The sequence below is a fragment of the Ensifer adhaerens genome, assembly GCF_020035535.1.
Lineage (GTDB): Bacteria > Pseudomonadota > Alphaproteobacteria > Rhizobiales > Rhizobiaceae > Ensifer.
Genome location: NZ_CP083349.1, coordinates 1,889,963 through 1,904,638 on the forward strand (window position 1 = coordinate 1,889,963; position 14,676 = coordinate 1,904,638).

A 14,676-nucleotide genomic window follows, 5' to 3' on the forward strand; every position below is an offset into this window, starting at 1 on the left:
CTTTGTTGTGTTCAGTGCTCCCTGGCGGGATAGCCATGGAGAGTACCGATGACCCAAACAGACAATCCCACCGATGCCCTTGAGCCGCGCTCGGCGCTCACCCGGACGCTGGTCGAGCGCGGTTATGTCAACCAGGTGACCGACCTTGAGGGCGTCGACGGCGCCTTTGCGGCCGGGATCGTGCCCGTCTATGCCGGCTTCGATGCGACGGCGGACAGTCTGCATGTCGGGCATCTCATGCCGATCATGGCGCTCAGGCGGATGCAGCAGGCGGGCCACAAGCCGATCGTGCTGATCGGCGGCGGCACCACGCGGATCGGTGATCCCAGTTTTCGCTCGGCGGCGCGGCCGATGCTGTCCGACGAGGAAATCGCGGCCAATGTCGCCGGCATCCGAACAGTGTTCGAGCGGCTGCTGACTTTCGGCGACGGGCCGACCGATGCCCTCATGGTCAACAATGCCGACTGGCTGGACAGGATGGCCTGGATCGACATGCTGCGCGATGTCGGCAAGCATTTCTCCGTCAACCGCATGCTTTCCTTCGACAGCGTGAAAACGCGGCTGGAGCAGCAGGAGAACCTGAGCTTCCTCGAGTTCAACTACATGATCCTGCAGGCGGTCGATTTCCTCGAACTGTTTCGCCGCACCGGCTGCCGGCTGCAGCTCGGCGGCGGCGACCAGTGGGGCAACATCGTCGGCGGCGTCGATCTCTTGCGGCGGATCGAGGGCGCGGAAGTCTTCGGCATGACCACGCCGCTTCTCACCACCGCCTCGGGCGTCAAGATGGGCAAGACGGCGGCCGGCGCCGTCTGGGTCAATGCCGACCGGCTGTCGCCCTACGACTACTGGCAGTTCTGGCGCAACGCCGAGGATGCCGATGTCGTGCGGTTCCTAAAACTCTTCACCGAGCTGCCGCTCGACGAGATCGAACGGCTCGGCCGCGCCGAGGGCGCGGAACTCAACGCGGTGAAGGAACGGCTCGCCAACGAGGCGACGGCGCTGGTGCACGGGGCCGACGCCGCCCGGCAGGCAGAGGCAACCGCGAGACAGGCTTTTGGGGCGGGCGAAGCGGCCGAAGGGCTGCCGACCGTCGTGCTCAGCGATGCCGAGCGCAGCGTGGGCGTGGCGCTGGTCGACCTGCTTGTCCGGGCCGGACTGGCGTCATCCAAGGGCGAGGCGCGGCGGGCCATCGCCGGCCGCGGCATTCGCATCGATGGCGAGGTCGTCGAGGATGCGGACGGGCTGGTGACCATCGACGGGGAGCCGCTCCGGCTCTCGCTCGGCAAGAAGCGCCATGTGGTGGTGAAGTAGGCCGGCTCTCGCGGCGGCTACCAGGCCCAGGCAGCCGCCGCTTCCGTTCTTGTGCCCGTCGCAAGATTCCAGCCGCACCGCGTCTGCGACGCGAACGCGCGTCGCGGCCCAGTGCAAGTGCGTAGCGTTGCTGGCGCCGTTTTCAGCCGTGCGGACGCACGGCTGCTGGATCCCTGTGACGAGCACGGGATGAGGGAGGATTGTATCCGCCAAGAACCGGGCCCCAGAGGCACGAGGTTGGGAATTGAGACGGAGCAGCGGCGAGATGACAGCTCCGCGAACCTCGGACAACGTCCCCTGGGTCCCCGCGTCACAATGTTCTCCGCAAACACCACAACAACACCATCGCCCTCATTCCTGTGCTCATCACAGGAATCCAGCCGCGCCGCGTCTGCGGCGCGAAGGAGACCTGCTGCCAGGTGTAAGAGCACAAGCGTGGTGGCGCATTTATCCGCCGCGCGAACGCGCCGCTGGAAGCAGGGATGTGAAGAGAAAGGGCTGCAGCCCCCCAAGATCGCGGCTCCAACGGCCCGGACAACACATCGGGGCTGTAGCGGGCGGCATCGTGGCGCCAACGCCGCCCGAAAGTGAGCCCGCCCACGGCCACGCCGACGTCGCGGCGATCAGCCCACCGCAACCTCCCTCGTCTCCACCCGCACCGCGTCATCGCCGTACTCCTCGCCCCACTTGCAGAGCCCTGCCGCCGCCACGTTCAGCGCCGCGCCGCGTGTCGTCAGCGAATAGACCACCTTGGGCGGAGTTTCCGGATAGGTCGTGCGGCTGACAAGGCCGTCGGCCTCCAGTTCGCGTAGCTGCTGCGCCAGCATCTTTTCGCTGATGGCTGGGATCGCCTGGCGCAGGCGGCCGAAGCGGCGGGCGGCGGTGCCGAGTTCACAGAGGATATCGACTTTCCACTTGCCTTCGATCGCCCTCAGCGCGGTGGCAAAGCCACAATTTTCCATCGGTCTCGTCACGTCCTTCTCCCTTACTTCAGCGTAACCACTAACCGCCGGGTGCGTATTGCGTCGCGGTGATCCCACCATACGTCTGACCCGCACCGGCAGCCGCCGGCCGCGTCACGGGTCAAGCGCGATACAGGCGAGAACAAACGCCCGCGCCATGGATATGGAGATTGGAAATGCAACCTGCAATCAGCGTTCTGGGAATGGGGCGCATGGGATCGGCGCTGGCGCGCGCGCTGCTGGCCGCCGGCTACCGCACGACGGTCTGGAACCGCACGGCCGAAAAGGCGGCGCCGCTCGCCGCAGCCGGGGCCGAGGTCGCCGCAAGCGTTGGCGATGCCGTTGCGGCGAGCGCCATCGTCATCGTCAATGTCAGCGACTATGCGGCGACGGAGGGCCTGCTGCGCAATGGCGCTGTTGCCACCGCGCTTCACGGCAAGCTGATCGTCGAGTTGACTTCGGGAACACCGGATGGCGCCCGCGAGGTGCAGGGCTGGGCCGCGCGGCACGGCATCCGCCATCTCGACGGCGCGATCCTGGCGACACCGGATTTCATCGGCACCGAGGCGGGCACGTTGCTGGTCTCCGGGCCGGCCGACGTCTTCGAGGCGGCGCGCGACGTGCTGCGGGCGCTCGGCGGCAATGTCCAGTACGTCGGCACGGATCCGGGCCTTGCCAATGCGCTCGACAGCGCCCTGCTCGCCCTGATGTGGGGCGCACTGTTCGGCGCACTGCAGTCGATCGCCGTCTGCCGCGCCGAGGCGATCGATCTCGAAACGCTTGACAAGCAGTGGTCGGCAACGGCGCCGGTGGTCGAGGGGTTGGTTGCCGATCTCATCAGGCGCAGCGCCGCCGGTCGCTATACCGCCGACGCCGAAACGCTCTCCTCCATCTCGCCGCACTTTGGCGCCTTCCGCCATCTCGTCGACCTGATGGAAGCCCGCGGCATCGACCGGACGATTACCGACGGCTACGAGGCGATCTTCCGTCGGGCGATTGCCGCCGGTCACCTGCATGACGACTTCGCGTCGCTGTCACAGTTCATGGGCCGGTCGGCCTAAGGCATGGTGGCGTCAGAGTGGGTGTCGTCCCGCCTTGACGCCGCCTGTTCCCGGCTACGCGTGCAGGCGAAAACGCCTGGCGTCATTTGCCTGCCTTCGCACCGCTGTCTTCGATCGCCGGATCGAGCACGCCGACCAGGGTCATGCCGTCGGTAAAATAGGGGTCGCCGCCGCCGTTGCGACCGGTTGTCGTCGCACCGACGCCGGGGATCTCGTAGGTCGACGGCACCTGCCCGGCCTTTCCGAGGTCGCCGATCACCAGATCGCGTTCGGCGTCGAGGTCGGGGCCGATGTGGTGCGTGATCTGTCCGGTGTCGTGGCTCAGGCCCACGCCACGGTCGAAGCTGGCCGAACCGAGCCAGAGCGGCCTGTCGCCCTCGGCCGTCGTCGTGGTCTGCCAGAAGCGCACATGGTTGCGCTGGTCGGCGCTGCGGCCGACCGGTTTTTCGAAGGCCAGGTCCTGCTTGCGCCCCTCGTAGAACAGCGGGCTGACGGGTGCATCCAGATCCGGGCGATCAAGCACGACGCTAAGGCCGATATCGATCGAAGACCGCAGCGTGACCTTGTCGGCGGCATCCCAGCCGGCGGCCGCGAAGGCACGAATGATCTGCTCCCTGGAGCCGACCAGCCCGACATTGATAGGGTCGCCCGGAATACCCTGTTCCGTCGATGTGACCATGGCATTGAGCGGAGTTTTCCGACGGTCGTCGTGAAAGATCCAGAGTTCGGGTACCAGGAAATAGCAGACCGCGAGATAGGCGATCAGCACGACCGCCGTCACGAAAAGACCGAGGCGCATGCCCGAGCGACGCCGCATCTCACTCCCCCCTCACCGTCGATCACGGCCGCAGTCTACGGCCAACCGGAACAGGACGGAAGATTATGACACCCAAGGCCGCGTCTGCACAGCGGGGGCCGTGGCAGAAGAAAATGCGCGGCTCCGTGGAGCGCGGACGGCAACGGTACCGCCGGCGCCAGGCGTGCACCGCACCTATAGTTGAGAGACGACCCTACTCCGCCGCATGCGCCTTCACCTCCAGCGCTTCCAGTTCGTAGGAATAGCCTTCCAGCATCTCATAGGCCTGCTCGATGGTCTTGATCTGCTCGTCGGTGTTCTTGATCGCCTCGGCAATCGACCGCGAGCGGGCGCGCAGCATCGAACCGAGCACGTCGGTCTCCGGCCGGCGGCCGAGGCGGTCGAGGTGCTTGCGCACGCGGGCGCGGTGGCGCTCAAGCTCGAGGATATGGAAACGGCTCTTGACGATATCGTCCGAAAGCTTGCGCCGCATGGCGGCGACGGGATCGAAGCTGCCGGGCTCGCGCTCGTCGAGAATGAACTCGTTGACCAGCGTTTCCAGCATCATCAGGCCCTTGAGGTCACGTGGATCGGCGAGCTGCGGATCGTAGCCGGTATCGTCATAGACCTTGCGGCGCACCGGATCCTTGAGCAGTTCGTAGGCTATCTGCAGCCGCGCAAACTGTTCGGGATCGCCGCCGGAATCCGGATGCGCCGATTTCGCCGCCTTGCGATAGGCGCTGCGGATTGCCTGATTGTCCGCGTCGCGTTCCAGTCCAAGCAGTTCGTAAGGGTCGATCACGCTGTCCCTCTCCGTAAGTCACTCCACCGCCCGGCAAAGCCGTCCGGCGCATTCTCCGGGCGACGCAGTCGTCCGGCCCTCGCAATACTCTCGTCCGGTCAAGACGACACATTATCCGATCCGGACGCCATTTGGTCCGGCCCGACCACACAATCTTCCGGCCAGAGCGACACTTCGTCCGGCCAAGGCGAAACTTCGCCCGGCCAAGGCGACGCTTCGCATGGCGCGGCCGCCGCCCCGGCCCCTTGGCTACGCCATCGCCGGCCAAGACGGAACCAACCTTCGGTAAAGCCTGCGCGTTATCCCGAAGATGTGCAAGCCTCCGGCTCGATGCCAGACGCAACGACGCCATCCGCTCGGGCGCAGCAAACAGCCCCGTCGGCGGCGCGCACGTTCGGTCGAGGTCGGGACGAAATTGTGTCGAGAAACGGGCCGTCCCCGATTTTTCTGACGGAGGAGTGAAGGGAGCTGCAAGAACCGGCAAATGCCTTGCGAAGACGGCAGGTTCGCCATTTGACGCAACGCACAAGGTACTTGCCTTTTTCTGCAAATACTGTCACTTCTTGCGCCGTTCGGGCGATTTCTATCCCGGAGACTGGACTTTCAACTGCGCCCGACCTCGTGTTGGGACTGCCGGCAGCGGCACCGTAGACGTCTTTTCCCCGAATCGTGACCACTCGACGCCTTTCCGCTTGCAAGCGGAAGACGAGATGCCCACATCCCCCAGGGGGCGCGGGCAACGCAAATTGACTGAAGGAAAAGGACTTCTTCCATGGCCACTAAGGGCATCGTTAAATTCTTCAACCAGGACAAGGGCTTCGGCTTCATCACGCCGGATGGCGGCGCGAAGGACGTGTTCGTACACATCTCCGCCGTTCAGGCCGCTGGCCTTGCAACCCTCAAGGATGGCCAGCAGGTCACCTTCGACACCGAGCCGGACCGCATGGGCAAGGGCCCGAAGGCCGTCAACATCCAGGCTGCCTAAGCCGGATCGTCCGATCGGACAGTCTTCAAGGAAACGGCGCTCCGCAAGGGGCGCCGTTTTCGTTTCAGGGGATCGATGCCCCAGGGACATGCCCCAGGGACATGCCTCGGACAATCTGGTCCGTCAGCTCCGAAGCCCCGCCTCGTAAGCGGCCTTGAGCTCCGGAAACAACTCGCCATACGGCGGGCAATCTACGCCAAGGATCGCGACCTCGATTTCGCCCAGCTCCTCGAAATAGTCTTCGATGTATGCGCCGCCGGTCGATCGGATCGCCGTATCCCCGAGCATGACGACGATGACGCTTTCTTCGGTGATCATGTCGCGGCGAAACGCAACGCCCATTGCGGCATCGCCGTTCTCGAACGCCGTATACCCAATGAGCTGATCGTCGACGTAGATTTCGAGCCGCTGCATTCGATAGTTCTCAGCGGTTCTCAGCGAGCTACTCGGCCGCCTGCTTCGCCGCCGTCGCCTCGAACACCGCACCGAAGGCTGCGTGGATCACTTCCGGCCCTGCCCCCTGGCGGGTCGCATCGGAAGACAGGATCTGTCGGTAGCGCCGGGCGCCCGACCAGCCCTGGAACAGACCGACCATGTGCCGCGTCACATGGATCAGCCGGCCGCCGTTGGCGATATGCGTCGCGGCATACGCGGCCATAGCGTCACGGACATCGCTCCAGAAATCGAGATCGAGCCGGTGACCCCGCTCGGAGAATTCGCCCGCAGGCTGCGCCGCCGTTCCTGTGACCGGGTGCGGGAAATGGCCATCGGCCGCCGTCAGCATCGCACTGTCGTGATAGGCGGCACGGCCGAGCATGACGCCGTCAAGGTGCCGCAGTTGCTCAAGCGCCTGGCTCAAGCTCTGAAGGCCACCATTGATGCCGATGAAAAGATCAGGATTTTCCTGCTTCAGCCGATGCACCAGCTCATAGTCGAGCGGTGGGATCTCGCGGTTTTCCTTGGGGCTCAAGCCCTGCAGCCACGCCTTGCGCGCATGCACCCAGACGGCGTCCGTGCCGGCATTGACCACTTGCGCAACCAGCCTGCGCAGCGCCACCTCCGGGTCCTGATCGTCGACGCCGATGCGGCATTTGACCGTAACCGGGATCTTGACCGCCGCCTTCATCGCCGAAACGCAGGCCGCGACCGTCTCCGGCTCCTGCATGAGGCAGGCGCCGAAGGTGCCCGATTGCACCCGGTCCGACGGACAGCCGACATTCATGTTGATCTCGTCATAGCCGAAGTCCTCGGCAATGGCCGCCGCCTCCGCCATCTTCCGGGGGTCGTTGCCGCCAAGTTGCAGCGCGACCGGGTTCTCCGAGACGTCAAAGCCGAGCAGCCGCTGCCGGTCGCCCCGCAGGATCGCTTCGGCGACGATCATTTCCGTATAGAGCAACGCATGCTTCGACAGCTGCCGCGCGAAGAAGCGATAGTGGCGATCGGTCCAGTCGATCATGGGCGCCACGGCGAAGACCGGTGCGTTGAAATAGTGGCGGTTGCCCGGATTTCCGGGCTGCGCGCGGCCTTCTGCCATGCTCGATCAACTCTCGTTATTCTGGCTTTGCACGCCGGTGCCGCAATGTAGCACGCACGGCGGATCAGTAGCACCGGCGCCCGATTGGCGCCAAGGCTCCCACAGGGGACCGCGCCTTATACAGCGCAACGCCCAAGAATGCGAGACGGTGCGAACGAAACGGACCGGCCCTCTCTCGACGCAACATTACGCTTGTCCCGACGCAACCAGGAGTCCGCCGTTCGCCGGACAGGGCATCCGGCTATCCGATTGATATTGCGACCCTCGCACTTGCCGGCTACAACCTGCGCGGCAAAATCTATGGGGAACATCGATGCTGAAATACCTCTACCTCGGACTGGCTGCACTTGCGCTCTCGGGCTGTCAGCCGCCGGCGCCGGAATCCGTCCTGGCAACGCAAAAGCCGCCGTCGGCGGCGGTGCGCAGGGAGTATGTTGCCGTGATGCGTTCCATCGACGCCAAGGGCGCCCAGTTCAAGACGGCGGAGATATCGAGCGTGGTCTTGCTCAATCCCGAAGCCAAGATCTACGCCTTCTGTGTTCGCTTCAGGGAAACGAGGATCCAGGAAGTATTGCAGGTCGGTGGCTATGCCCTGCGCGATGGGAAAATCGTTGACTCGAGCTCGTACGATTCCCGCTGCGGCGACAAGCGCCTGCGCTGGTACGACTTCCCGGAACTCCGCTCGATGCGGGGCTGACGGGATCGCCAGTCGGGCGGAGGCCGCACAACGTCGCGAGGACCGCCTCCGCCCCCGATACTCCGCCATCAGCATGGTTTCCATTTTGTTAAGCAGAATCGCCGATCGTCCCGCTTTGACACGATCGTCGTCGGAGCGAAGACATGAGCTACGATTGGAGCGGCGCACGGCGCCGACGCACAATAGCGACCGCGATAGGTGCAGCGTTCCTGTTGGCAGCGCTGGCCGCCACCGTCGCCGCGGCCGTTGCCGGCAGCCTGTTCTGACGCGCACTCTGCTGGCGCGCAAAAGACAGCAGGCCGCCCGGGTTCGAACCGACGCGCCGGGTCTCGGCGCTCGCCGGGCGGAAGCTTGCCTTCTTCGCCGGGAAATGATCGCCTCTCGCTGCAACCGAAAAGCGAAGGAATCATGCGATGTCGAAATCCCCGGACGATATGAGCGCTGAGGAGCTTCGCCTCCATGGCGATGCAGCGCAACTCGGACAGCTGTCGATCCTGAATGCGACGGTGGCAGCTCTCGTCATGCAGGCGCAAGACAAGCAGGCGATCGTCGATTCCATCGCCACGTGCCTCGCCGATCTCAGGGCCGCGTGGCAGAACGTCGAGGATGCCGGATCTTTCGGAGAAGCAGCCATGGCCGGTGCAGAGGCGTCCGCCAACCTCTTTCTCTACTACGCGGACCCGCCGGCGCAGCACGACGCGTGACGCGATTTCCACCCTTGCGGCTCCCCGGACTTGACAGGAACGACCCAAGGCGATTACAGCGCCGCGCGTCTATCGATATGCCAGTGGTCACTGTCCAAGCACCTGCTCCCTAGTTTCGCCTTTAATCCATTTCGAACTAAGGACCTATAAGGTAAGGCAGCGCCCTGTATCGATACAGTAGCCAGGAAAAAGGACGGACGGCATGAAACGCGCGATCGCGGCACTGTTCACGCTTCTATTGGCCGGATGCCAGTCGATGGAACTGGAGACGCCGGAAATCGCAAGGCCGAGGCCTGTCGCTCCCTCCGTGCCGACCCTTTCGGGTGACGCGCTCCGGGACTTCCTCGTCGGCAAGACGCTGCGCTACAATCTCAACGGTGTCGCTTCCACCTATTTCGCCGACGGGCGCTACGGCTATCGCGACTACGAGGTGCGCGATGGCGGCAGCTACACGATCACCGGCGACGAAGTCTGCATCGCCTTCGAGGATGGCGGCCACCGCTGCGACCAGTACGCCCTGATCGGATCCGACTACTACCGCATCGAAGAAGGCGGCCGCCGCACCAAGGTCGACCGCGTCGTCCCTGCGGCCTGATTGCCCGGAACTTGGGATCCTATCTCGCTGCCCTGAACAAAGTGGTCGGGGCGCCCTTCTGACCCCTCATTCCCAAGGGGTTCAATTCGGCCGCGTTCTGCCATAGTGCGCCTAAAAGCGCGGCCGAACGGGAGGGACGGGTGGCCCCATTGCGAGCGACACAATGCCTGGCGCTGTCGAAGGCCGACATGGCAAGGCTGCAGCGCGTCTTCGACGTGCTTTGCATCGAACAGGGCTGGGCGCGCGACGGCGAGCCGGCGCGGCGCCATGCCAGAATGCTGATCGACGACTATCTCGCCGGCAACACGAGCGAGGGGCGGCTGCTCATTGCCGGCCGCGCCTATGCCGAACGGCTGCAGCGCGACGTCTCCTGCTAGGCTCGTGACATCTCTCATCTGCCCCGCGGACTACCGCCGGCGCGTGCAGCGGACCGCAGAAACACGGAAAAGCTGCTTACAAATCCGTCCTCCTGCGCTACATTAGAAAGATCGACTGTCGAGGCCACTTGAGAGGAGCCAGGGGCCGACAGCCGCGGTGCCGGCATTCATTGAGATGATCTCGAGGAGGAGACGCATGCAATTAGTCTGGAAACAGCCGATCGAACTCGACTTTGTTGGCGGCGTTTGCCGCACCGTAAAAGGTCCTAGGGACGCGCTTGCTTGCCTTGCCGATCATTGGCCCCGTCGCGGGCCGTTCTATGTTGCCGCCCGCAGCGCCTGCCGCGCCGCCATTGATGGTCGCCGCACGGCCGAAGAGGCACGAACGCTGTTCATCTCGGCCGCCGAGGAAGCCGAACTAGGCACCCACTGAGGCGCGCCCGCGCCGGACATGTCTCGCCGCTCTGAGCGGCAAACGCCCGCCATCCGCGGGCGCAAGCTACCGTTTTAGTTGAAGTCGCATAGCCCGTCGCTTGCTGACTGACGGTTAGCTCAAATCTTGGGCATTTGCCCGAAAACTGCATCATTTCGGCGCATTGTCGCCCAATCGCGCATGATTTTTCCAGAAACGGCCCAATTTCTGTCGTGAAGCCTTCATTTCTCTGGCCTATATTCTGAGGTGCCTCATAAAAACCAATTTCGGAGCGCGTTAATCCCCGCAAGGGAATTCAAAAAAACGATATACGGGAGAGAAAATATGAGCGAGAGCAATCTCTATCGCATCGTTGAAGTCACCGTGAAGCGTGAAGGTGGCCGCCGCGACCTCGGCATCATGACCGTGCGCCAGGCGCTTGAGCTTCCCCAGGTTCCCAGTCTCGAATACAGCCATCCGGAGCTCAATTCGCGCTCGGACGGTCGATTCCTGACCCGAGATCAGCTTCAGGCCTACGCGCAGTGCGCCTGAGTTATCCGATCACGGCGCCTTGTCGGGTGCCGTGAATTCGCGCGCCCATCCGGGCGCGCTTCAGCCGCAACCCCATCCTTGATCCCTGTCTTATTTTCCTACGGATCGATTCCGATTCGCGGATTTATGCAGTAACGTCTGGATTCTCTCCTGCCTCGCTCGAAGCCGAAATCGGCCGACGGCGAGCGCTCATCAAACGCGCAGCGATCTTCCTGTCGATCGAAGACAGATAGACGCGCAAGACCGGACGATCATGGAAACAATCATCCCTCCTCCGCTTCCCGTGCTGTTGCCGATCTTCGGCGGCCTCGTCGGATTTCCGGTTCGCCGGGTCTATTGCGTCGGCCGCAACTATGCTGCCCATGCCATCGAAATGGGCCACGATCCGGACCGCGAGCCGCCGTTCTTCTTCCAGAAGAATCCGGACAACCTGCTTGCCGCCGGTACCGCCTTCCCCTACCCGCCGCTGACCGCGGACGTCCATCACGAGGTCGAACTCGTCGTGGCGCTGAAGCGCGGCGGCAGCAACATCGCCGTCGAGGATGCGCTGGATTGCGTCTACGGCTATGCCGTCGGCATCGATTTCACCCGCCGCGATCTGCAGGCCGAGGCCAAGAAGGCCGGCAAGCCCTGGGCCGCCGCCAAGGCCTTCGAGCATTCCGCCCCGGTCTCGGCGATCGCGCCGGCCGAGGCGATCGGCCATCCCGTCAATGGCAACATCTGGCTGAAGGTGAATGGCGAAACGCGCCAGCAGGGCGATCTCGACCAGATGATCTGGAAAGTGCCGGAGATCATCGCCGAACTCTCGAAACTCTTCACCCTGGCGCCTGGCGACGTCATCATGACCGGCACGCCCTCGGGCGTTGGTGCCGTAGTGCGCGGCGACGAGGTCACCTGCGGCGTCGACGGCGTCGCCGCCCTTGCCGTGAACGTTCTCTAGAGCCTCCAGCGTGCGGATGAACGTGCGAGGGATGCTCTAAGACACTGCGCCAGGAAAGGCATCAAACGCCCGTCCTGGCCTTGCATCATTTCAGACGATATGAAGGATACCTGCCGATGCCGCTTTATGCCCTTGGATCGCTTCGCCCGCTGACACCGCCGAAAGGCAGCTACTGGGTGGCGCCCGACGCAAACGTCATCGGCCAGGTCGAGATCGGCGACGAGGTCGGCATCTGGTTCGGAGTGACGCTGCGCGGCGACAATGAGCCGATCCGGCTCGGCGCCCGAACCAACATCCAGGAAAACGTCGTCATCCATGTCGACCCGGGCTTTCCGGTGACGATCGGCGAAGGTTGCACGATCGGCCACGGGGCCATCATCCATGGCTGCACCATCGGCGAGAACTCGCTGATCGGCATGGGCGCGACCGTGCTCAACGGCGCCAAGATCGGCCGCAACTGCCTGGTCGGCGCCAATGCGCTGGTGACCGAAGGCAAGGAATTCCCCGACAACTCGCTGATCGTCGGCGCACCGGCCAAGGCGATCCGCACGCTGGACGAGGCGGCGGTCGAAGGCTTGAAGCGCTCGTCAGCCCATTACGTCAAGAACTGGCGGCGCTACGCCGCCGATCTCACGCGGCTCGACTGAGCTCCAGCCAATCAGGCTGGTGCGTCCCGAATGGCAGCGCCGAACTTAGGCGCAGCTCTGGCAATGGCCGCGGATCTCGATCGTGGTCTTCTCGGTCTTGAAGTTCTGTGCCCGGGTCAGCGTCGAAAGCCGCTGCTCGATCGCCTCGTCATGAAACTCCGTCACCTGGCCGCAGCCTTCGCAGATGGTGAAGGCGGTGACGCCATGGTCGTGCTCGTGGTCGTGCGGGCAGGTGCAGGCAACGAAGGCATTGATGCTCTCCAGCCGGTGGACGAGGCCGTACTCGAGCAGCTTGTCGAGTGCGCGATAGACCTGAAGCGGCGCGCGGAAGCCATGATCGCGCAGCTTGTCGAGAATGGTATAGGCGCTCATCGGCCCTTCGGAATGGCTGAGCGCATCCATCACCAGCGTCTGGTTCTTGGTCAGTTGCGGCGTAACCATCAGTGGTGTCCTCCGGGCGTGGAATGATGCGCTGCCTCGATCGGGCGGCGGCCGATCGGTAGCAGACTCAGAACGAAAAGCCCAACCGCGGCAACGACGATAGACGGTCCCGACGGCGTATCCCAGTGCAGCGAGCCGAAAAGTCCGCCGGTGACGGCGAGCGCCCCGATGACCGAGGCAAGCGCCGCCATCACCTCTGGCGAAGTCGAGAAGCGCCGTGCGGTCGCGGCCGGGATGATCAGGAGCGAGGTGATAAGCAGAATGCCGACGATCTTCATGGCGATCGCGATCACAAGCGCCATCAAAAGCATGAAGAAGAGCCGTGTGCGCTCGGGCTTCAGCCCCTCGGCTTCGGCCAGCTCGGGATTGACGGTCGAAGCCAAGAGCGGCCGCCAGAGATAGACGATCGCAAAGATCACCAGGATGCCACCACCCCAGATGATGTCGATATCGGATTCGGAGACCGCGAGAATGTCGCCGAAGAGGAAGCCGACCAGATCGATGCGCACCCAGGTCATGAAGGCGACGATGACGAGGCCGACGGACAGCGCCGAATGGGAGAGGATGCCAAGCAACGCATCCGTCGACAGCGCGCCGCGCCGCTGCAGGAAGAGGAGCAGCACCGAGACGACGGAAGCGACGATGAAGACGCTGAGCATCAGATTGAGCTCGAGCAGCAGCGACAGCGCCACACCGAGCAGCGCCGAATGCGCCATGGTGTCACCGAAATAGGCCATGCGGCGCCAGATGACGAAGCAGCCGAGCGGCCCGGCCATGACGGCGATACCGATGCCAGCGATCAGCGCGCGCACGAAGAAGTCGTCAAGCATCGCGCTTCTCCTTCGCGTCGTAGCCATGCAGCCGGGTGTGATGGCCGCAGCCGCAATCCTCGCCGTGGTCGTGCACGTTTTCCTCGTGATCGTGGTGGTGGCCGTCGCCGGGGTAGCAATGCTCGGTAATCGAACCGTCCGCATGCAGCACCCGGCCATCGGGCAGATGGGTGTGATCGTGGTGGTGGCTGTAGACGGCAAGCGCATTGGCGGCCCGACGTCCGAAGAGCTTCTGGTATTCGGGGCTCTGGCTGACCACCTGCGGCGTGCCGCGGCAGCAGACATGGCCGTTCAGGCAGACGACCGTATCGGTCTCGGCCATGACGATGTGCAGGTCGTGCGAGATCAACAGGATGCCGCAGCCGGTGCGGTTGCGGATCTGCTTGATCAGTTCGTAGAGCGCGATCTCACCGCTGAAATCGACCCCCTGCACCGGCTCGTCGAGTACCAGCAGGTCCGGCTTGCGGGCAATGGCGCGGGCGAGCAGCGCGCGCTGGAACTCGCCACCGGAGAGATGCTGCACCTCGGATTTCGCCAGGTGCAGCACGCCGGTCGCCGACAGCGCTTCCTCGATCTCCCGGCCCTTCAGTGGCCCGGTCAGCGTCATCAGCCGTTCGACCGTCAAAGGCAGCGTCCAGTCGACGCTGAGCTTCTGCGGCACGTAGCCGACCTTCAGGCCCGGCTTGCGCTCGACATAGCCCTCGTCCGGCTTCAGCACGCCGATCGCCGTCTTCGCCGTCGTCGATTTGCCCGAGCCATTCGGCCCGATCAGCGTGACGATCTCGCCCGGGCTGATCGAGAACTCGACGCCGCGCACCAGCCAGCGGCCGTTGCGGCGCACGCCGGTATTGCTGAGATTGACCAGCGGCAGCGTTTCTGGGGAGCGGAAATTCAGCATGAAAAAATTCCGGATTGGATGGTTGCCACTGGCTATCGCACACGTTATAGCATAACGCAATTGATGTAATAACATTACATTACTGCTTCAAGACCGGCAACGGCCTCTCGCAGTGATGCCTCGCATGCCCGA

The 14,676-nt window shown here is 64.0% G+C and carries 20 protein-coding genes; 12 read left to right on the forward strand and 8 right to left on the reverse strand.

Features of this window, described 5'->3' with window-relative positions; genetic code table 11:
- Positions 1-48: 48 nt before the first annotated feature.
- Entirely contained in the window at positions 49-1,311 is a 1,263-nt protein-coding gene (gene tyrS / locus LAC81_RS09230; protein WP_223727577.1) for a tyrosine--tRNA ligase, read from the forward strand.
- Positions 1,312-1,934: 623 nt separating this feature from the next.
- Here tyrS and LAC81_RS09235 read toward each other — a convergent pair.
- Entirely contained in the window at positions 1,935-2,285 is a 351-nt protein-coding gene (locus LAC81_RS09235) for a winged helix-turn-helix transcriptional regulator (protein WP_223727578.1), read from the reverse strand.
- 164 nt (positions 2,286-2,449) lie between these two features.
- Between LAC81_RS09235 and LAC81_RS09240 the strand changes: the two genes are divergently transcribed.
- On the forward strand, positions 2,450-3,334 hold the full coding sequence (locus LAC81_RS09240; protein ID WP_223727579.1) for an NAD(P)-dependent oxidoreductase: 885 nt from the start codon (positions 2,450-2,452) through the stop codon (positions 3,332-3,334).
- Positions 3,335-3,416: 82 nt separating this feature from the next.
- Here LAC81_RS09240 and LAC81_RS09245 read toward each other — a convergent pair whose 3' ends face one another.
- On the reverse strand, positions 3,417-4,151 hold the full coding sequence (locus LAC81_RS09245; protein ID WP_223727580.1) for an LssY C-terminal domain-containing protein: 735 nt from the start codon (positions 4,149-4,151) through the stop codon (positions 3,417-3,419).
- A 193-nt stretch (positions 4,152-4,344) separates the two neighbouring features.
- On the reverse strand, positions 4,345-4,932 hold the full coding sequence (locus LAC81_RS09250; protein ID WP_113539389.1) for a J domain-containing protein: 588 nt from the start codon (positions 4,930-4,932) through the stop codon (positions 4,345-4,347).
- 772 nt (positions 4,933-5,704) lie between these two features.
- Here LAC81_RS09250 and LAC81_RS09255 point away from each other — a divergent pair.
- Complete coding sequence (locus LAC81_RS09255; RefSeq protein ID WP_034788487.1) at positions 5,705-5,917, forward strand: cold-shock protein; 213 nt, start codon at positions 5,705-5,707, stop codon at positions 5,915-5,917.
- 123 nt (positions 5,918-6,040) lie between these two features.
- Here LAC81_RS09255 and LAC81_RS09260 read toward each other — a convergent pair whose 3' ends face one another.
- The gene (locus tag LAC81_RS09260) at positions 6,041-6,331 is read right to left on the reverse strand and encodes a hypothetical protein (protein WP_223727581.1); all 291 of its coding nucleotides are present in this window, start codon (positions 6,329-6,331) and stop codon (positions 6,041-6,043) included.
- Positions 6,332-6,359: 28 nt separating this feature from the next.
- Complete coding sequence (gene dusA, locus LAC81_RS09265; RefSeq protein WP_223727582.1) at positions 6,360-7,451, reverse strand: tRNA dihydrouridine(20/20a) synthase DusA; 1,092 nt, start codon at positions 7,449-7,451, stop codon at positions 6,360-6,362.
- A 313-nt stretch (positions 7,452-7,764) separates the two neighbouring features.
- Between dusA and LAC81_RS09270 the strand changes: the two genes are divergently transcribed.
- The 9 genes from LAC81_RS09270 (at position 7,765) to LAC81_RS09305 (ending at position 12,375) form a co-directional block, all read left to right on the forward strand.
- Complete coding sequence (locus LAC81_RS09270) at positions 7,765-8,148, forward strand: hypothetical protein (RefSeq protein WP_328717243.1); 384 nt, start codon at positions 7,765-7,767, stop codon at positions 8,146-8,148.
- A 143-nt stretch (positions 8,149-8,291) separates the two neighbouring features.
- Positions 8,292-8,414 (forward strand): hypothetical protein, encoded by a 123-nt coding sequence (locus LAC81_RS38315; protein WP_268906811.1) that lies wholly within the window; start codon positions 8,292-8,294, stop codon positions 8,412-8,414.
- A gap of 147 nt (positions 8,415-8,561) precedes the next feature.
- A complete protein-coding gene (locus tag LAC81_RS09275) occupies positions 8,562-8,852 on the forward strand; it encodes a hypothetical protein (RefSeq protein WP_113539386.1) in 291 nt (96 codons plus the stop codon).
- Between the two features lie 202 nt (positions 8,853-9,054).
- Entirely contained in the window at positions 9,055-9,447 is a 393-nt protein-coding gene (locus LAC81_RS09280; protein ID WP_113539385.1) for a hypothetical protein, read from the forward strand.
- A 140-nt stretch (positions 9,448-9,587) separates the two neighbouring features.
- Positions 9,588-9,824, forward strand: coding sequence for a hypothetical protein (locus LAC81_RS09285; protein ID WP_113539384.1), 237 nt, complete (start codon positions 9,588-9,590; stop codon positions 9,822-9,824).
- Between the two features lie 196 nt (positions 9,825-10,020).
- A complete protein-coding gene (locus tag LAC81_RS09290) occupies positions 10,021-10,257 on the forward strand; it encodes a DUF982 domain-containing protein (protein WP_113539383.1) in 237 nt (78 codons plus the stop codon).
- Between the two features lie 324 nt (positions 10,258-10,581).
- Complete coding sequence (locus LAC81_RS09295; protein ID WP_043625188.1) at positions 10,582-10,788, forward strand: hypothetical protein; 207 nt, start codon at positions 10,582-10,584, stop codon at positions 10,786-10,788.
- Positions 10,789-11,041: 253 nt separating this feature from the next.
- The gene (locus tag LAC81_RS09300; RefSeq protein ID WP_223727583.1) at positions 11,042-11,728 is read left to right on the forward strand and encodes a fumarylacetoacetate hydrolase family protein; all 687 of its coding nucleotides are present in this window, start codon (positions 11,042-11,044) and stop codon (positions 11,726-11,728) included.
- Positions 11,729-11,844: 116 nt separating this feature from the next.
- On the forward strand, positions 11,845-12,375 hold the full coding sequence (locus LAC81_RS09305) for a gamma carbonic anhydrase family protein (RefSeq protein ID WP_223727584.1): 531 nt from the start codon (positions 11,845-11,847) through the stop codon (positions 12,373-12,375).
- A 45-nt stretch (positions 12,376-12,420) separates the two neighbouring features.
- Here the strand turns inward: LAC81_RS09305 and LAC81_RS09310 are convergent, their stop codons facing one another.
- The 3 genes from LAC81_RS09310 to LAC81_RS09320 are packed head-to-tail and all read right to left on the reverse strand — an operon-like array spanning position 12,421 to position 14,544.
- A complete protein-coding gene (locus LAC81_RS09310; RefSeq protein ID WP_223727585.1) occupies positions 12,421-12,816 on the reverse strand; it encodes a Fur family transcriptional regulator in 396 nt (131 codons plus the stop codon).
- A complete protein-coding gene (znuB, locus tag LAC81_RS09315) occupies positions 12,816-13,646 on the reverse strand; it encodes a zinc ABC transporter permease subunit ZnuB (protein WP_223727586.1) in 831 nt (276 codons plus the stop codon). Before znuB ends, LAC81_RS09310 begins: the two co-directional genes overlap by 1 nt.
- The gene (locus LAC81_RS09320; protein ID WP_223727587.1) at positions 13,639-14,544 is read right to left on the reverse strand and encodes a metal ABC transporter ATP-binding protein; all 906 of its coding nucleotides are present in this window, start codon (positions 14,542-14,544) and stop codon (positions 13,639-13,641) included. The genes znuB and LAC81_RS09320 overlap by 8 nt, the downstream gene beginning before the upstream one ends.
- Between the last annotated feature and the right edge of the window lie 132 nt (positions 14,545-14,676).